The sequence below is a fragment of the Marinovum sp. PR37 genome, from assembly GCF_028807375.1.
Lineage (GTDB): Bacteria > Pseudomonadota > Alphaproteobacteria > Rhodobacterales > Rhodobacteraceae > Marinovum > Marinovum algicola.
In genome coordinates, this window is the sequence record NZ_JARAML010000043.1 from 1 (window position 1) to 18,252 (window position 18,252).

Below are 18,252 nucleotides of genomic sequence, written 5' to 3' on the forward strand. Positions count from 1 at the left end.
TATTGGTCGGCGAGCCGCCAATGTACTTGTCGAAGGACCCCATGTCCTCCAACCGCCCGCCAACCTGCGCGCCGTAAAGATCCACCGACGACCGGCCAATGGTGATCAGATCGAGCTCATGTTCGCCGGACGTATTTGCGGACGCAAAACCGGTGCCCACTTTTGCTGCAAATACTTCAGACATCCGCAAGCCTCACGGGTTGGCCGGACTTGGCGGATCGCGTCGCCGCCTCGGCCAGCGCCAGCGCCGCCACCCCGTCCTCCAGCGTCACCGGCATCGCCGCGCCGGAGTTGATCGCGGTCACGAAGGCCTCCCATTCGGCGGCATAGGCCGGCATGTAGCGTTCGAGGAAGAACAGCACCGGCTTGGCGCCGGTCACGCCGGCCGCGGTGGATTTGACCACGGTGTTTTCCGCGATGTTCTGCGCCTGCAACAGCCCTTCGGAGCCCAGAAGCTCGATCCGCTGATCATAGCCATACACCGCCCGGCGCGAGTTCTTGATCACCGCGATGCGGCCATCGGCATAGCTCAGCGTGACCACGGCGGTATCGACATCGCCCGCCGCGCCGATCTCGGGGTCGACAACCGAACTGCCGGTGGCCGAGACCGAGACCGGCGCCCCGCCCATCAGGAAATTCGCCATGTCGAAATCATGGATCATCATGTCGCGGAACAGCCCGCCCGAGACCTTGATGTAGGACACTGGCGGCGGCGCCGGATCGAAGGAGGTGAGCGACAGCAACTCGGGCTTGCCCACCTCGCCCGCGTCGAGCGCGGATTTCAGCGCGCCGAAGCTGGGGTCGAACCGCCGGTTGAAGCCGATCATCACCGGCTGGCCTGTGCCCCGTGTCGCGGCAAGACAGCGCTGCGCCCGCTCCAACGAAAGATCGACCGGTTTCTCGCAAAGCACCGCCTTGCCCGCCGCCGTCGCCCGTTCGATCAGATCGGAGTGCGTGTCCGTCGAGGTCGCGATCAGCACCGCGTCAATCTCGGCATCGGCAAGGATCTCGTCTGTCGTGCGCGCCGTGGCGCCGTATTGCGCGGCCAGCCTTTCCGCATTGTCAGGAACGAAATCCGACACCGCAACCAGCGTGCTGTCGGCATGGCGGGTGATGGTGCGGGCATGGACAAAACCGATCCGCCCTGCCCCAAGAAGTCCGACCCCCAGCATGTTCATCTCCCCCGATTCCCTTTGATTTGGCCGCAACATGGTCAAGCTTGCTCGCGCGTGCAAGAGTTTATTGCACGCGCGAGCAAAACGTGGTCTACCCGGTCTCATTACGGCGCGCCCGGCGCCGGGCGCAGAAGGAGCGACCAGCACAACGCATGACGGACGACGAGCTTTCTTCCCGGCCCCTGCCCACCGCAGACGACGTGGCGGCGATCGCCGGCGTGTCGCGCTGGACGGTGACCCGCGCCTTCAAGAACAATGCCTCGATCTCGGAAAAGACCCGCGCCAAGGTGATGGCGGCGGCAGAGGAGCTGGGCTATGCGCCGGATCTGCTGGCCTCTTCCCTGGCCTCGGAGCGGTCGAACCTGGTGGCGGTTCTGGTTGACGATTTCAACAACCCGCACAAGCTGGTGATGCTCGAACGGCTCACCACGGCGATGCGCAGTGCCGGGCTCGACACCTTGCTGGTCAATACCCTGGGGTCGGAGGATGCGCAGGACGCGCTGCGCAATGCCACCCAGCGGCGGGTCGATGCGGCGGTGCTGATCGGGGTAAATTTCGACGATTCGATCCTGCATGCGGCGCTGGGAGCGCGGCGGGTGAAGAAACTGATCCTCTTTGCCCGCGCCTCGGACCATCCCGAGACCATCTCGATCTGCGTCGATGACGTCGCGGCGATGCGCGAGATCACCGACTACGTGATCGACAAGGGCTATCGCCGGCCGCTGTTCCTGGCCGGCCCCGACACCCGTTCGGCGCATGTCTTTCGCAAGGAGACCTTTGTCGCCCATTGGCAGAGCCGTTTCGACGTCACGCCAGAGGTGCTGAGCGTCGGCTCCTATGACCCGCGCCGCGCCTTCGAGATCATCGAGCGCAATCTGACGTCGCGTCGCGCCTACCCGGATGTGATCGTCTGCGAGAACGATGCGCTGGCAATCGGCGCGATGGATGCGCTGCGCCACGCGCTGGGGCTGCGGGTGCCCGACGACATTGCCGTCACCGGCTTTGACGATGTGCCGTTGGCGGCCAACCGGGTCTATGACCTGACCACCTATCGCCAGCCGATGACCGCCATGGCCGAGGCGCTTGCCGAGGTGGTGCTCAACCGCAGTGACGGCAGCGGCCTGTGCCAGTTCGGCGGTCGCCTGGTGCCCCGGCACAGCGCCTGAGAGCGCCCGCCGGAGCCGCAATCCGCCCTCAAGCCGCCCTCAGGCCGCCATGTCGAGCAGAACCGCGCCCTGGCGGTGGCGCCCCTCGACAAGCGCATAGGCGGCCCGGATTTCCGTGAGCGGAAACCGCCGGTCGATCACCGGGCGCAGGCGGCCCTCCTCGACCCAGCGCGCGAGTACCCGCAGATCCGCCTTGGTGTCACCGCTGACCCCGAGGCGCAGCTTTCGCCGACCGAAGACCTGCGACCAGAGCGCCTGCCCGATCTCGCGCACCCCGAAGTTCAGCGGCACGAAGACCCCCCTGGGCGCAAGCACCGCCCGGGCGGTGGCGAAATCCGTCGCGCCCACGGTGTCGATCACCACATCGAACCGGCTGCCCAGCCCGCGCAGCGACTGGCGGCGGTAATCGACGAAGCCCACCGCCCCCAGGCCGCGCACAAAGGCCTCATGCGCGCCGGAGGCGACGCCGGTCACCTCTGCCCCCAGGGCCCGCGCAATCTGCACCGCATAGGCACCGACCCCGCCGGAGGCCCCGACCACCAGCAACTTCTGCCCCGGGGCGAGCTTTGCATAGTCGCGCAGGAACACCAGCGCCGAGAGCCCGCCGAACGGCAGCGCCGCCGCCTCGGCCGGATCGAGCCCCTCGGGCACCGGCAGCACCGCGCCAGCGGCCTTGACCACAAGGTATTCCGCATGCGCGCCCTGCATCACAAAGCCAAAGACCGCCTGCCCCGGCGCGAACTCGGTCACGCCCGCGCCCAGCGCCACCACCTCGCCGGAAAACTCGCTGCCCAGCACCGGCTGGCGCGGGCGGCGCAGCCCGAACATCAGCCGCCCCGGAACCGCCAGGACGCCGGGAAAGGCCGCCGCGCGCAGCCGCCAGTCGGCGGTCGTCACGCTGCCATGCGCCACCTTGACCAGCATCTCGCCCGGTCCGGGCGCGGGCCGGGCGGTGTCTTCGATCCGAACCACCTCGGGCCCGCCATATTTCCGATAGATCGCCGCTTTCATGACCGGCCTCCTTCCTCGGGTTGATCCTCTGATTGACGCCAAGGTAGCCATGCGCGAGCCTTTGGGGAATTGACCAATCCGGCAGGGCTGATATGCATTTTCGCATGGATTGGCGCAGCATAACCTTCGACTGGAACCGCGCCCGCGCGTTTCTGGTGACCGCCGAGGAGGGCTCGCTTTCGGCCGCCGCCCGTGCGTTGGGCATGGCGCAACCCACGCTTGGCCGTCAGGTCAGCGCCCTCGAGGATGAATTGGGCGTGGCGCTGTTTGAACGCACCGGTCGGGGGCTGGAGCTGACGCCCACCGGGATCGAGCTTGTCGATCATGTCCGCGCCATGGGCGCCGCTGCCACCCGCATCTCGCTTGCCGCCTCGGGGCAGAGCCAGGAAATCGCCGGGCGGGTCTGCATCACCGCATCCGAGATCTATTCCGCCTATCTGCTGCCCGCCGTGGTGGCCGAGCTGCGTCAGAACGCGCCGGGGCTCGAGATCGAAATCAACGCCACCAATGCGGTGACCGACCTGCGCCGCCGCGAGGCCGATATCGCGATCCGCAACACCGCGCCGAAAGATCCGGCGCTGACCGCCAAGCGGATCGCCGAGGACACCGGCTGGTTTTATGCCTCCGAGGCCTATCTGGCCCGCCGGGGCACGCCACAGGGGCTGGAGGATTTCGCCGGACATGACTTTGTCGCCATGGACAGCGCCGAACAGATGATCGGTGCGCTGGCGAATTTCGACATCCCCCTGACGCGTGAGATGCTGGCCATCCGCGCCGACAACCACCTGGTGCATTGGGAGCTGGCCCGGCAAGGTGTGGCGATCGGCATCGGGCCGGATTTCCTTGGCCGATCCACCCCGGGCATGGTGCGGCTCTTGCCGGGGCACGGGCCGATCCGCTACCCGGTCTGGCTGGTGGCGCATCGCGAGGTGAAATCCTCGCGCCGCATCCGCCTGGTCTGGGACAGGATCGAGCGGCACCTGCGCGCCCGGCTGCGCCCGAAACCCGAAGAGTGAGCGATGTTCGACCGGTACGCGATCTACTACACCCCGCCCGAAGGGGCGCTGGCCGAGGCGCTGGCCGACTGGCTGGGCTGGGATGCGACGCGCGGCGCCGATCGTCAGCCGCCGGTGCTGGCCGGGCTGCCCCGCCCGGCCGCCGCGCTCACCGACAGGCCCCGCAAATACGGCGCGCATGGCACGCTCAAACCGCCGTTTCACCTCGCCCCCGGCTGCGTGGCGGATGAACTGACGGGTGCATTGGACGCCTTTGCCGCCGGCCGCGCGCCGGTGTGGCTCGACGAGCTGGAGGTGACGCGGATCGGCCGTTTCCTGGCGCTCGTCCCGCGCGGCGACACCCGGGCGATTGCCGATCTGGCGGCCGCGACCGTGCAGCAATTCGACCGTTTCCGCGCCCCGCCCACGGCCGAGGCGCTGGCCCGCCGCCGCAAGGCACGGCTCAGCCCGCGGCAGGAGGCCAACCTGATCCGCTGGGGCTATCCGCATGTGATGGAGGATTTCCGCTTTCACATTACCCTGACCGGCCCGCTGCGCCCGGAGGAGATCACGCCGGTGACCGATGCGCTCACCCGCCATCTTGCGCCGCTCGTGCCGGCCCCCTTTGCCGTCGAGGCGCTCTCGCTGCTGGGGGCCGACGTCGCGACCGGGCGATTTCACCTGATCCGCCGCGCGCCGCTGACCGGCTGAGGCGCGCGCGCGACACATGGATACAAACATAACGCCCAAGTGAGACATCCGGGAGCGGTTTGTCACGTCGGCGCAACATTGCTGCGCTACCAAGGTCTCAGATCGAGAACCACGAGCAGGCCCATGTCCGTTCTTTCCTTGCCTCTGCGCATCACCGGCGCGCGCGTGCTCGGTGCCACCGGTTTCGAGGCCCGGGCGCTGACCATTTCGGAAGGCATGATTTCCGAAGGTCCGGCGCCGGAAGTGGCGCTGCCCGGCTATGACATCCTGCCCGGCATCGTCGACATCCACGCCCGGCCCGGCGGCACCACCAGCCTTGCCGCGCTCGACCGGCAGCTTGCGGCCCAGGGGATCACGACCGCCTGGGTGGCACAGGGCTGGGGCTGGCAGGGCGGCGCCTGCGCGCCCGATGCCGCCGCCGGCTTTCTCGACCGCCACGCCAGCCATCGGCTGCGGTCACGCACCGATCTGCGGGTGCTGCTGCATTGCGACACCCACATGATGGACGCCGAGACACGGCTGCTCGAGCTGCTGCACCGTTACGGGGTAAGCGCGGTGCTGTTTGTCGACAGCCTGAGCGATGCCGCCGTGCCGGTGGCGCCCGAGCTGCGTGCCACCGCCGGGGCGCTGCGCCTGCGCGGCGACGAGGTGCACCGGTTCCTGTGCAACCTGGCCCATGCCTTCGACGTGATGAACATCCGCTCGGGCAGCTACGGCGACCGCGACGGCCAGTCGCGCGAGCGGCTGGCGATGATGGGCGCCAAGATCTGCGTCGCCCCGATGGCGAGCGGCGCGGCTTCGGTGGCGCGGGCCTGGTCCGATCCGGTGGCGCTTCCGGCCGCCGGGGTGACATCGCCCGGCCTCCGCCCCGACATGCCCGATCCGCGCGACCTGATTTCCGCCGGGATGTGCGATGCGCTGGTTTCCGATGGCACGCCCGAGATGCTGATGCAGGCGGCGCTGCATCTCGACCGCAGCGGTGCCCTGCCGATCGCCGGGGCCTGGTCGCTGATATCGTCGCGCCCGGCGCAGGTGCTGGGGCTGCGCGACCGGGGCAGGCTGGCGCCCGGGCAGCGTGCCGACCTGGTGCTGCTGCACCGCGCCAGCGGCGCTGTCGCCGCCACCATGTCGGCCGGCCGCTGGATCTATCGCAACCCCGAATTCGCCCCGCCGCTGCATGCGCCCCAGGCCGCCCGGCGCGAGATCGGCGCGCGGGCCTTGGCCGAAACCGCCGGCGAGCGCTGAACCGGCCGCCCCCGAAAGGCGGCGAATTTTCCCGGTCATGACGGCTTTTGGCGCGCCCGGTTCCATCCTATAGTCACCGGCAAAACAGCCATGGGCAACTCCGGGGGGCAGTCAGGTGCGACAGGCAACAGGCGACAGGCCGTTCAATATCGTGATCGTGGCCCAGGCCGGACGGCTGCAATACGAGGCCCTGCTTTTCGCCGCCTCGTTCCGCTATTCCAACCGCGGCTTTCGCGGCCGGCTGTTCATCGCCGAACCGCAGCCCGGCCCGCTCTGGCCGCATGATCCCCGCATCAAGAACGACGACCTGCGCAATTTCCTGCTCGAGCTGGGCGCCGAGTTCCTGCCGTTCGAGAACCGCCATTTCGGCCACAGCTACCCACATGGCAACAAGATCGAGGCGCTGGCGGCTCTGCCCGAGGGCGAGCCTTTCGTGTTCTTCGACACCGACACGCTGATCACCGGCGCTTTGTCCGAAGTGCCTTTCGATTTCGACCGGCCCACCGCCTCGCTGCGGCGCGAGGGCACCTGGCCCAGGATTGAGCTATACGGGCCGGGGTATACCGAGATCTGGAAATCGCTCTACGACAAGTTCGGCCTCGATTTCGAAAGCTCGCTCGATCCGACGCAGCCCGAGGAATACTGGCAGCGTTACCTCTATTTCAACGCCGGCTTCTTCTTCTACCGCTGCCCCCGTGAATTCGGCGCGCGGTTCCTCGATTATGCCCTGGCGATCCGCGACGATCCCCCGCCGGCGCTGGTCTGTCAGCCGATGACCCCCTGGCTCGACCAGGTGGCGCTGCCGTTGGTGATCCATTCTCTCGGCGGCGGACGCAACACCCTGCCCCCCGGCATGCTCGATGGCACGCATTCCTGTCACTACCGGTTCCTGCCGCTGCTCTTTGCGCGCGAGGGCAAGCATGTGGTCGACACGCTCGAGATCGTCGCCGCGCCGAACAAGGTGAAGAAACGGCTCAAGGAGTACGAACCCGCCCTGCGGATGATCTATCAGGGGCGCGGCCACAAGGTACGCGACCTGTTCGACCGCGATAACCTGCCGCGCAAGGAACAGGCGATCCGCAACAAGATCAGGCGCGAAGGTTTCTGGATGCGATGAGGGGTGGATGGTGCGGCATTGCCGTGGGTTCAATAACTGCTTCGAGCCCACTTTGACCGATGCTGCAAAATGCACGAAGGTCAGCTTTCACTTTATTTCGAAGTTAAGGTTGCTAATGTGAGGTCCAATTCCAAGCTGAAGCCATGACCGTCTTCGGCAAGAGGACGGGGGTCAAAAAAATGATGAAAACGGAAATTCTAGGTGGTGATCGGACTTGGCTGTCGTGGACAGGCATGGAGACCGATCTGATTTTCAATCACGGTGTAGAGTTGCCGGAATTTGCGGCGTTCCCCTTGATCGACAACTCTGACGGACGACAGCGGCTTCGGGACTATTATGAGGATTTGATCCAGATCGGCCGCGACACCGGTGCAGGCGTAATTTTGGACACGCCAACTTGGATGGCAAATCCTGACCGCGCAAAAGCTGTCGGCTATGCGGCCGAAGACCTGCCGCGTGTGACCCGCGATGCGGTTGCTCTGGTGCGCAGCGTCTCGAATGAACACGCCGATGCAGCGATTTGTGTCAGTGTTCAGATTGGCCCTCAAGGCGATGGCTACGCGCCGGGGATGGCATCGGCCAAGCTCGCCGCCGACTATCACCGCCCGCAGATTGCGGCCGCCAAGGAGGCTGGCGCTGACGTCATAAGTGCCTACACACTTGGGTCAGCAGCAGAGGCGATCGGCATCTCGCTGGCGGCGCAAGAGTTGGGCATACCGGCTGTCATCTCCTTTGTTGTTGAGACAGACGGTAAGCTGGCCGATGGGACGACTTTGGCCGACGCCGTCACGCAACTTGCCGACACGGCGAATCCACTGGCGATTATGGTGAATTGCGCGCATCCAGACCATATTGCAAACGGGTTTGACGGCGGAAACTGGGAAGTCAAACTTGCTGGCATCGTCGCAAATGCATCTCGGCAAAGCCACGAAGAGTTGGACAATGCGGAAGTTCTTGATGATGGCGATCCTGACGAGTTGAGTCGGCAGCTCGCCGACCTCAAGGGGTCACACTCTGGCGTCCGCATTTTGGGCGGCTGCTGTGGAACGGACCTGCGGCATCTCCGCAAGATTGCAGAAAGGGTCGCTGCAACCTAAAAATCTCAACTTGATAGCCCAGAATCGTGGCTGACTGCGCCAATTAATTCAACATGTTTCGTTCGTACCGGTGCATTCATCCGTTACGCCCAAAGCGGACACAGGAGCACACGCCACGAAATGACGCTCTGTCCGCAAACCCGACACTCGACATTCTCCCGCTACATACCCTCTGGCCTTCCGCCCCCGCACTGCATACCTTCCGCGCAATTTCAACGGAGGACCACATGACCGACGCCCCGAACTACGGTTTCGACACCCTGCAAATCCACGCCGGCGCCCGCCCCGATCCGGCGACCGGCGCGCGGCAGACGCCGATCTATCAAACCACGGCCTATGTGTTCCGCGATGCCGAACATGCCGCCGCGCTCTTCAACCTCCAGGAAGTGGGCTATATCTATTCGCGCCTGACCAACCCCACCGTCGCGGTCTTGCAGGAACGTGTCGCCACGCTCGAGGGCGGCGTCGGCGCGGTCTGCTGTTCCTCGGGGCACGCGGCACAGATCATGGCACTCTTTCCGCTGATGGCGCCCGGCAAGAACGTGGTGGTCTCGACCCGGCTCTACGGCGGCTCGATCACCCAGTTCAGCCAGACCATCAAGCGCTTCGGCTGGATGGCCAAATTCGTCGATTTCGACGACATGGACGCCGTCGAAGCCGCCATCGATGACGACACCCGCGCGGTGTTCTGCGAAAGCATCGCCAACCCCGGCGGCTATATCACCGACATCGCCGCTGCCGCGAAACTGGCCGATGCCGCCGGTATTCCGCTGATCGTCGACAACACCTCGGCCACGCCCTACCTCTGCAAGCCGATCGAACATGGCGCGACGCTGGTGGTGCATTCGATGACCAAATACCTGACCGGCAACGGCACCGTCACCGGCGGCGTGGTGGTCGACAGCGGCAAGTTCGACTGGTCGGCCTCGGACAAGTTCCCGTCGCTCAGCGCCCCGGAAGAGGCCTATCACGGGCTCAAGTTCCACGAGACCTTCGGGCCGCTGGCCTTCACCTTCCACGGCATTGCCATCGGGCTGCGCGATCTCGGCATGACGTTGAACCCCCAGGCGGCGCATTACACGCTGATGGGCATCGAGACGCTGTCGCTGCGCATGGAGCGCCACGTGCAGAACGCCGAAAAGATCGCCGCATGGCTGGAAAGCCACGACGCCGTGGCGGGTGTCACCTATGCCGGCCTCGACAGCTCGCCCTACAAGGCGCGCAAGGACGCGTTCTGCCCCAAGGGCGCCGGTGGCCTCTTCACCATCAAGCTCAAGGCCGGCTACGACGCCTGTGTCAAATTCGTCGATACGCTGGAACTGTTCAGCCATGTTGCCAATCTCGGCGACACCCGGAGCCTCGTGATCCATTCGGCCTCGACCACCCACCGCCAGCTCACCCCGGCACAGCAGGAGGCGGCGGGCGCCGGCCCCGACGTGGTGCGCATCTCGATCGGGATCGAAGACGCCGACGACCTTATCGCCGATCTCGACCAGGCGCTCAAGGCCGCCTCGGCCTGAGCCGCGACTGACCACCGCATGCCACAGATCGCGCCCCGATTTACCCCGGGGCGCGATTTGTCTTGGACTGGGCCGCAATGGCCTTATGCTGGCGGCAAAAATCCGAGCGAGGCCAAGCAGGATGCAGCACAGGACAATTGCCGCCAAGGGATCCGAGACCGCCATGGCCGATCCGGACTTCGGCTATACCACCGCCGTCAATGAATACGGGTTCTATTGCCTGCCCGATGCCTATGCCCGCCGCGAGGTGCCGCGGGTGCTGCTGGCCGGCGGCGTCTATGAACCCGAAACGCTGAAACTGATGCGGCACTGGGTGCGCGATGGCGATGTCGTCACCGGCGGCGCCTTTGTCGGCGACTTCCTGCCCGCGCTGTCACAGGTGATGGTGCCGGGCGCGACGGTGCATTCCTTCGAGCCCGCGCCGCTCAGCCATGCCGCCGCCCGCATCACCCTGCGGCTCAACCGGATCGACAATGTCGCGCTGCATCCGCTCGCCGTGGGCGAGACGCCGGGCACGCTGCATCTTCAGACCGTCTCGGACAGCGGCCAGCCGATGGCCGCGCGCGCCCGAGTGGTGGAGGATGAGATCGCCGGCAAGACGGTTGCCGTGCCGGTGGTGCCGATCGATGATCTGGTCGATGCCTCGCGCCGCGTCTCGGTGCTGCATCTCGATCTCGAAGGTCACGAATGGCCGGCTCTTCTCGGCGCCCGGCGGGTGATCGAGACCTGCCGGCCGCTGCTCGTGCTCGAGGCCGAAAAGGCCTGGGCGCAACGCAGCTTCGAGGCCCGTCTGACCGAGGCCTTTCCCGGCCTCGGCTATCGCATGGTCGGGCAGATGGAGCGCAATGCGTTTTTCCTGCCCGACGCCGCGCTCTGATCGCCCTCAGCGGGTGATCGCAAAGGTCATCCGCACCTGCGCGGAAAAGGTCAGCTCGCCGCCAGCCACCGGCACATCCCCGACCACCGACATCGACTCGGCGCGGGCAAACATCGGGCCGGGACCGCCCGAATTGCCCGGCTCGACGATCTCGATCACCGGGCCCAACTCGACCCCGGCGGTCTTGGCATAAAGCGCCGCGCGGGCCTGCGCGTCGACAACCGCCAGCCGGCGCGCCTCGGTCATGTGCAAATCGGGGCTCTGGGCGCCGAAGCTGACGCCCGAGAGCCGATTGGCCCCGTCTTCGACCAGCAGGCCGATCACCTCGCCGAGCCGCGCCATGTCGCGCAGACGGACGGTGATGTCATTCTGCGCCCGAAAGCCCACGATCTCCGGCGGTTCTTCGGGTGTCGAGCGGTTGCGGTCGCGCCAGATCGGATCGATCCGCAGCGAGGCGGTCTGCACGTCGCGCGGCGCAACGCCCAGCTCGGTCAGCCGGGTGAAGATCTGCTGCACCGTGCCGCTTACCTCCGCCATCGCCTCGGCCGCGGTCGGCGCTTCGTGGCCGACGCCGATCGACAGCGTCGCCATATCCGGCGCGGCCTGCACCTGGCCTTCGCCGGTGACAACGATCTGCCGCGCCACAGGCGTTTCTTGCGCGGCCACGGGAATCGTTGCGATCAGGGCAACAAAAGTGTTTACAATCAAACGTCTCAACATTGGCGGAACCTTTGTGTTATACTCATCACGGCGGATGCCGGACCGCCCTGTGCCCGCCAATCTAGAAGCGGCGGCGGAGCGGCGCAAAGGGTTTTCTCGGCGGGAAGCTGCCCTAAATTCGAGGTGAGGCGGTCGTGACTTGTGCGACCCGCGAAGGAGTGCGAAAGCCGAACGAATGAAACCAGATTTTGCACTGTTGCTGTCCTTTGACGGGATCGCCCTTCTGCGCCGTGCAGACGGCGACACCGAGGGCCGTTGGTACAAGCTCGGCGATGTGGCGCCCGAAACGGAAAACCTGCCCAAAGCCCTTGCAGACCTGCGAAATTCCGCCTCGGCAGAGGGCGGTGATCCGGCGGAGGTCAAGCTTGTCCTGCCGACCGAACAGGTGCGGTTTCTCGACATTCCGGCGCCCGCAGCGGGGACTTCGCCGGTGGCCTCGGTCGAATCGGCCCTGGATGGCGCCACGCCCTATGCGATCGACGATCTGGTTTATGATTACGAGGCCGGCGACGGAAAGCTGCATATTGCGGCCGTTGCCCGCGAAACGCTGGAAGAGGCCGAGAGCTTTGCCACCTCGCACGGGTTTCACCCGCTGGGATTTGTATCGGCGGTGGCCAGCGGCGCCGGCTTTGGCCGCGAGCCGTTCTTTGGCCCGACCGAAACCGCGCTGACCTCGCTCGCCCCGGGCGTGACGGTCGAAGGCGACGCGGCGCCGATCATCGTGATTGCCCGCCCGACGCCGCCGAAACCGGAGCCCTTGGCCGAACCGGAGGCCAAATCCGCCGCCGAACCGGAACCGGACCTTGCGAAAGGCTCCGCACCGCAAGACAAGCCCGCGCCTGCGGCAAAAGCCGAACCGGACGCCAAGCCCGCGGCCAAAGTCGAGCCCGCACCGGAACCGATGGCCGCGCCGACGCCCGCTGCGGATGCGGTGGCCACGCCCAAGCCGAACTCGGCGAAAACGCCGGCAACAACTTCCGCGAAAGCCCCTGCCCCGGTCACCGAGCCGAAACCGGAGGCGGCCGCGCCAAAGGCGAAACCTGTCGTCGAGAAGCCGAAGGCGAAACCGGAAGCAGACAAGCCGAAACCCAAGGCCGCCAAGCCAAAGGCGAAACCGGCCGCACCGAAACCGGCACCGGCGGTCCCGCCCGAAGCTCCCCCCGCAGCCAAGCCGGCCCCGGCGCCCCGACCCGCGCCGACCGCCAAGCCGAAATCCGCCCCGCCCAAGGCGAAACCGGCCGCTCCCAAGGCGCCTGCTGCCAGCGACAGCGCCGCCGCGCCCAGTTTTGCCAGCATCCGCGCCCATCGCGATGCCCCGGCCCCGCGCCCGGCGAAACAGATCAGCGCCCGGTCCGACGCCCCGACCGGCCCCAGCACGGCGCCCAAGCCGCAGGATGCAACCGAGGAACTTGCCGCCAAGGCCCGCGCCTCGTTCTCGATGCGGCCCAAGGCCCAGCCCGACCCAGCCGGCCCGGACAAGGGCAAACCCGCCAGCTCCACCGCCGCCCTGGCCGTCGCCGCAAGCACGGCCGCGCCCGAGGCTTCCGGACCATCCGTCGGCTTTGCCAGCCGCCGCAAGCCGCTGAAACCCGCCGACCCGGCGGCCGATATCCGCAAGCCGGCCTTTGGCAAGGGCAAGCGGCCCGCCGCCGCCGGCCCAGGCAGCGCTGTGATGGACGAGAGCGAGCGGATGACCGTCTTTGGCGCGCGCGGCCAGCAAAAGGTGGGCGGCAAGCCGCGGTTCCTCGGGCTGTTCCTGACCGCCGCGCTGCTGCTTGTCATGCTGGCCGTGGCCGCCATGGCCTCGATCTTCCTCGACGAGGGGCTCGCCGGCTTTTTCCGCCGCAGCCCCGACACCCAGGTCGCCGCGGCCGCCGCCCCCGAAAACCTGCCGCAAGACAGCGCGGCGGCCCAGGCCGCAACGCCGCCGGATGCGCCGGCCGCGATCCGGGTCGAGCCGGTGCCCGAAACCGCGCTTGCCCTGCCCGAAACCGGCGATCGGATCAACCCGGAAGATCCGGCCGCCATCAATGTCGCAGCCCTGAATGCCGGCCTGCCGGCGCTGAGCCGCGATCTGGTCGAGGATCAGGTCGACGGGCTCTCGGTGCCTTTCGAAGCCGAGGCGCTGAGCCCGGAACAGGCCGAAGCGCGCTATGCGGCGACCGGCATCTGGCAGCGCGCGCCCCTGCCCCCGGATGAGCCCGCCCAGAGCCTTCTGGGCGATGTCTATGTCGCCTCGATCGACCCCTCGGTCGCGGTGGGCGACGCCGTGGCCATCCCCACCAGCCGCGAGGCGCAGACCGACGTCCTGCCGCCCTCGCAGGTGAACCCCTATCCCGCCGATGCCGGGCTGACCTTCGATGACAACGGGCTGATCCGGCCCACCCCCGAAGGGGTGCGCCACCCGGCCGGCTTCCTTCTGGTACAGGGCCCGCCGCCGCTGAAGCCGCCGCAGCGCCCCGGCACCGGCACCCCGGTCGAGACCGCCCTGCCGGCCAGCCCCGAGGCCGCCACCGGCGCAGCGCCCGACGCAGAGACCGCCACAACCGAGGCCGATCCCGAGGCGGACGCACCGGAATCAGCGCCGCGGCTCAACGTCGCGGCCGCGGTGGATGAAACGCTTTCCGGCCTCAAACCACGCGGCCGTCCCGGCGATCTGATCGAACAGAACGAGCGCGCCAACCTGGGCGGCGTCAGCCTGGAAGAGCTGCGCCAGAAGCGCCCGCGCCCCCGGCCCGAGCAGGAAGCCGAGAAGATCGCGGCCGAAGAGGACATCGAGGCCAGCGCCCTGGCGGTGGCCGCCTCGCCGCAGCCGCAGCGCCGGCCGTCGAACATCGCCGCCCTGGTCACCCGCGCGCAGCGCTCGACCGAGGCGGAGGAGGTGCAACAGGCCGCCGCCGTTCAGCCGCGCACCGTCCAGCCCAGCATTCCCTCGCGCGCCTCGGTGACCTCGGCTGCGACCGAAAAGAACGCCATCAACCTGCACAAGGTCAACCTGATCGGTGTCTATGGCAAACCGGCCAGCCGCCGGGCGCTGGTGCGTCTTGCCAATGGCCGCTACCAGAAGGTCAAGGTCGGCGACCGGATCGATGGCGGCCGGGTCTCGGCGATCGGCGACGGCCAGCTCAGCTACGTCAAGAGCGGCCGCAACATCGTCCTGCGCATGCCGCGGGGCTGAAGCCTCGCGCCAAAGTGACCTTCTGCCCCCCTCGACGTGATCGGGCGGATGGCGCATACCGGCGCGAGATCGGCTAACATCTCTCATCAAAGGAGATCCCATGCGCCTCGCCCCCGTCCTCTGGACAATGCTGAGCCTCGCCTTGCCCACGGCGGCTGCGGCAGCCACGTCAGACACCTACAGCTCGACCGCCCTCACCGCCCGGCTGATCACCGCCGAAGATGGCGTCGCGCCCGAGGCCGGCACGCTCTCGGCCGGGCTGGTGCTCGAAATGGCGGACGGCTGGAAGACCTATTGGCGCAGCCCCGGCGAAGTCGGACTGCCGCCGGAGCTCGACTGGGGCGCTTCCGGCAATCTCGCTTCGACCGAGCTGCTGTTTCCGGCGCCGACCCGCTTCACCGCCTTCGACATCGAGAACTTCGGCTATGGCGATGCGGTGACCTTTCCGATCCAGGTGGCGCTCGAGACCCCGGGCCAGCCGGCCCGCCTGGCCACCCAGGTGCGGCTTCTGGTCTGCAAGGACATCTGCATCCCCGAGGATTTCAGCCTCACGCTCGATCTGCCGCAGGGCACCGGCATCGACACCGCCGCCGCCGAAACCCTAGCCGACGCCCTGGCGCGGGTGCCGGAAGAAGAGGCGGCCTCGGGCCTCGAGATCGAAGCCGCACATCTCTCCGACACGGCGCTGACCTTCGCGGTGCGCCATGCAAACGGCTTTCGCACGCCCGATGTCTTTCCCGAACTGGACGAGGCGATCTTCGGCAAGCCCGATCTGCGCCTCGACAGCGACCGCACCCGGCTCTGGGCCGAGGTGCCGCTGCTCTATCCGCTGGACGGCGCACCCGAGGCGCTGCGCCTGACGGTGACCGACGGCAGCTATGCCGGCACCATTTCGGCAGAGCTGGGCGGCAGCACACCGCCGGCGCCGTCGCCCGGGCGGGGCCTGGTGGCCATGGCGCTGATCGCGGTCCTCGGCGGGCTGATCCTCAATGTCATGCCCTGCGTGCTGCCGGTGCTGTCGATCAAGCTCGCCGCGGCGGTGCGCAAATCCGACCAGGGCCGCGCCCGGGTGCGGGCCGGCTTCCTGCTCTCGGCGGCGGGCGTTCTGACCTTCTTCTGGGCGCTGGCGGCGGTCACCTGGGGGCTGCAAACCATGGGCCACGCGGTGGGCTGGGGCCTGCAATTCCAGAGCCCGGTGTTCCTCTCGACGATGATCGTGATCCTGGTGCTCTTCGCCGCCAACCTCTTCGGCCTGTTCGAACTGTCCCTGCCCGCCGCGCTGCAAACCCGGCTCTCGGTCGCCGGCGGCAGCGGGCGGCTGGGCGATTTCACCACCGGCGCCTTTGCCGCGGTCCTGGCCACGCCCTGCTCGGCGCCCTTTCTCGGCACCGCGGTGGCCTATGCCATGTCCGGCGGCGGCCGCGAGATCGCGGTGATCTTCACCGCGCTGGGCTTCGGCCTCGCGCTGCCCTATCTCGCCGTCGCGGCGTTTCCGGGCGTGGTGGCGCTGCTGCCGAAGCCCGGCCGCTGGATGCTGGCGCTCAAGCTGGTGATGGGGGGCCTTCTGGCACTGACCGCCGCCTGGCTTTTCTTTGTCCTGACCGGCGTCGCCGGGCTCACCGCCGCGGCGCTGACCGCGACGCTGATGGCGCTGATCCTCGTGGCGCTCGCCTTCCGGCGCCTGCCCGGCCGCGTGCTCACCGTGGCGGCGCTTGCCGCGCTCACCGTCGCCCTGCCCGCCCTGCGCGATCCTGCCCCGGCCGCGGCCGCCCAGAGCGCCACCAACTGGGTCAGCTTCGACGCCACCCGCCTGGCCGAACATGTGGACGCCGGCAAGATCGTCTTTGTCGATGTCACCGCCGACTGGTGCCTGACCTGCAAGGCCAACAAGGCGCTGGTGCTCGATCGGGGCCCGGTGTCGCAGGCGCTTGCGACCGAAGACATCCTGCCGATGCAGGCCGACTGGACCCGCCCGGACCCGGCGATCTCGGCCTATCTGGAAAGCTTCGGCCGCTTCGGCATCCCGTTCAACGCGGTCTACGGCCCGGCCGCGCCCAACGGCATCCCGCTGCCCGAGATCCTCAGCGAAGCCGCGATCTTCGAGGCGATCGAACAGGCCGGCGGCTGACCCCCGGCCCCGGCCTTCCTCTTGCGGAAATTACCACGGGGAGCGCGCGGGGCCGGCCTCTCGCTCAGACGCCGGCCGCGCCGCTTGTCCGCCGTATTCTGCCGGCCCGGCGCCCCCACCAGAGCCTCCTCGGCCGCCCGATGGACCTGCCAGACCACGCCTGCGCGGCCGAAACCTCATGGGCCCGGGGCCCACAGCTCATTCGCAAACGGAATAAAGCGTTTCGGCTTGAACCTGAATCGCGAGGGATTCCCTTGAGGCATCAGATGTGATTCATCCTCATTGGGAGGATGGATCATGTCAGCACCTTTGCCTGCGGCGCTTCGGAAACGGTTTCAGAGATATATTGAGGAAGGATTGAGCGGGCGTGCGGCAGCGTTGCGTCTGAAGGTGTCACCGGCCACTGGCGCACGGTGGGCGCGTCAGGTGCGGACCAAAGGTCATGCGGGACCGGCTCCCCAGGGACCTCCACGCGGCAAGGGAAAGCTGGCGCCGCACCAGGATTTCCTTGAGGAGTTCGTCGCGCAAGACCCCGACATCACGCTCTTCGAGCTGCGCGATGCGCTGGCCGATGCCGAGGGCGTGCGGGTGCATCATTCCTCCATTGCCAACCTGCTGTCCCGGCTCGGTTTCACGTACAAAAAAAGTCGCTGGTCGCCGCCGAGCGCCGCCGCGCCAAGGTAAGACATCAGCGCGTCGATTGGTTCAGGCATCGGCTTCCCGCCGTCTCGGCCTTTCCTGAACGCGTTGTCTTCATTGACGAAACGGCAGTGAAGACGAACCTGACCCGCCTGCGCGGCAGGGCAAAGCGAGGCGAGCGCCTGACAATGGACGCCCCCTTTGGCAGCTGGGGCACGCAGACGCTGATCGCGGGGCTGACCCAAGACGCGCTGATCGCGCCCTGGGTCATCAAGGGCGCGATGGATGGCCCGGCATTTGCCGCTTACGTCGAAAAGGTGCTGGTGCCGGAACTGGAACCCGGCACTGTCGTGATCCTCGACAACTTTGCCACCCACAAGAATGCCGCTGCCGCCAAGGCCATGCGCGACGCCGGGTGTTGGTTCCTGTACCTGCCCCCATACTCACCCGATCTGAACCCCATCGAACAAGCCTTCTCCAAGCTGAAAGCTCACCTCCGACGCATCGGCGCAAGAACATTCACTGAGGTCTTTGAGGCAATCGGATCAATTTGCAATCTCTACGAACCAACGGAGTGCTGGAACTATTTCAAGGCTGCCGGATATGTCTCAGGTTAATGTCGAAACGCTTTAGTACTACAGTTGCGTATGATTTGATTTTCTGATTCAACCGT

General features: G+C 67.2%; 15 protein-coding genes. 11 read left to right on the plus strand and 4 right to left on the minus strand.

Annotation, left to right across the window (positions count from 1 at the left end; genetic code table 11):
• Together PVW49_RS22710 and iolG are read right to left on the minus strand one after the other, a co-directional pair.
• Positions 1-184, minus strand: a 184-nt coding sequence (locus PVW49_RS22710; protein ID WP_274591659.1) for a hypothetical protein, incomplete at its 3' end; no start/stop codon positions are given.
• On the minus strand, positions 177-1,172 hold the full coding sequence (iolG, locus tag PVW49_RS22715; protein ID WP_274591660.1) for an inositol 2-dehydrogenase: 996 nt from the start codon (positions 1,170-1,172) through the stop codon (positions 177-179). The genes iolG and PVW49_RS22710, both read right to left, overlap by 8 nt.
• 155 nt (positions 1,173-1,327) lie before the next feature.
• Here iolG and PVW49_RS22720 point away from each other — a divergent pair, with 155 nt between their 5' ends.
• A complete protein-coding gene (locus tag PVW49_RS22720; protein ID WP_274591661.1) occupies positions 1,328-2,341 on the plus strand; it encodes a LacI family DNA-binding transcriptional regulator in 1,014 nt (337 codons plus the stop codon).
• A gap of 39 nt (positions 2,342-2,380) precedes the next feature.
• Here PVW49_RS22720 and PVW49_RS22725 read toward each other — a convergent pair whose 3' ends face one another.
• Complete coding sequence (locus tag PVW49_RS22725; protein ID WP_274591662.1) at positions 2,381-3,352, minus strand: NAD(P)-dependent alcohol dehydrogenase; 972 nt, start codon at positions 3,350-3,352, stop codon at positions 2,381-2,383.
• Positions 3,353-3,444: 92 nt separating this feature from the next.
• Here PVW49_RS22725 and PVW49_RS22730 point away from each other — a divergent pair, with 92 nt between their 5' ends.
• The 7 genes from PVW49_RS22730 to PVW49_RS22760 all read left to right on the plus strand — a co-directional run bounded on the left by PVW49_RS22730 (position 3,445) and on the right by PVW49_RS22760 (position 10,914).
• The gene (locus PVW49_RS22730) at positions 3,445-4,368 is read left to right on the plus strand and encodes a LysR family transcriptional regulator (RefSeq protein ID WP_048532207.1); all 924 of its coding nucleotides are present in this window, start codon (positions 3,445-3,447) and stop codon (positions 4,366-4,368) included.
• Positions 4,369-4,371: 3 nt separating this feature from the next.
• Positions 4,372-5,058 carry a DUF1045 domain-containing protein gene (locus tag PVW49_RS22735; RefSeq protein ID WP_274591663.1) on the plus strand — a complete coding sequence of 229 codons (687 nt, stop codon included), beginning with the start codon at positions 4,372-4,374 and terminating at the stop codon, positions 5,056-5,058.
• 123 nt (positions 5,059-5,181) lie between these two features.
• A complete protein-coding gene (locus tag PVW49_RS22740) occupies positions 5,182-6,303 on the plus strand; it encodes an amidohydrolase family protein (protein WP_274591664.1) in 1,122 nt (373 codons plus the stop codon).
• A 115-nt stretch (positions 6,304-6,418) separates the two neighbouring features.
• Complete coding sequence (locus PVW49_RS22745; RefSeq protein WP_048532210.1) at positions 6,419-7,420, plus strand: hypothetical protein; 1,002 nt, start codon at positions 6,419-6,421, stop codon at positions 7,418-7,420.
• A 143-nt stretch (positions 7,421-7,563) separates the two neighbouring features.
• Positions 7,564-8,517: a homocysteine S-methyltransferase family protein gene (locus tag PVW49_RS22750; RefSeq protein ID WP_211568892.1), complete on the plus strand. Its 954-nt coding sequence runs from the start codon at positions 7,564-7,566 to the stop codon at positions 8,515-8,517.
• Positions 8,518-8,744: 227 nt separating this feature from the next.
• A complete protein-coding gene (locus PVW49_RS22755) occupies positions 8,745-10,037 on the plus strand; it encodes an O-acetylhomoserine aminocarboxypropyltransferase/cysteine synthase family protein (RefSeq protein ID WP_074837281.1) in 1,293 nt (430 codons plus the stop codon).
• A 121-nt stretch (positions 10,038-10,158) separates the two neighbouring features.
• Positions 10,159-10,914, plus strand: a complete 756-nt coding sequence (locus tag PVW49_RS22760) for an FkbM family methyltransferase (protein ID WP_274591665.1) — start codon at positions 10,159-10,161, stop codon at positions 10,912-10,914.
• Positions 10,915-10,920: 6 nt separating this feature from the next.
• Here PVW49_RS22760 and PVW49_RS22765 read toward each other — a convergent pair whose 3' ends face one another.
• Positions 10,921-11,559: an SIMPL domain-containing protein gene (locus PVW49_RS22765; protein ID WP_170850551.1), complete on the minus strand. Its 639-nt coding sequence runs from the start codon at positions 11,557-11,559 to the stop codon at positions 10,921-10,923.
• Positions 11,560-11,809: 250 nt separating this feature from the next.
• Between PVW49_RS22765 and PVW49_RS22770 the strand changes: the two genes are divergently transcribed.
• The 3 genes from PVW49_RS22770 to PVW49_RS22780 all read left to right on the plus strand — a co-directional run bounded on the left by PVW49_RS22770 (position 11,810) and on the right by PVW49_RS22780 (position 18,196).
• Complete coding sequence (locus PVW49_RS22770) at positions 11,810-14,812, plus strand: hypothetical protein (RefSeq protein ID WP_274591666.1); 3,003 nt, start codon at positions 11,810-11,812, stop codon at positions 14,810-14,812.
• A 100-nt stretch (positions 14,813-14,912) separates the two neighbouring features.
• Complete coding sequence (locus PVW49_RS22775) at positions 14,913-16,940, plus strand: protein-disulfide reductase DsbD family protein (protein WP_274591667.1); 2,028 nt, start codon at positions 14,913-14,915, stop codon at positions 16,938-16,940.
• 297 nt (positions 16,941-17,237) lie between these two features.
• Positions 17,238-18,196, plus strand: a protein-coding gene (locus PVW49_RS22780) for an IS630 family transposase (protein ID WP_274591668.1) whose coding sequence is annotated in 2 segments (ribosomal slippage) — positions 17,238-17,579 and positions 17,582-18,196 — 957 coding nt in all. Because the reading frame shifts where the segments join, the coding sequence is not laid out codon by codon here.
• The last annotated feature ends 56 nt before the right edge of the window (positions 18,197-18,252 follow it).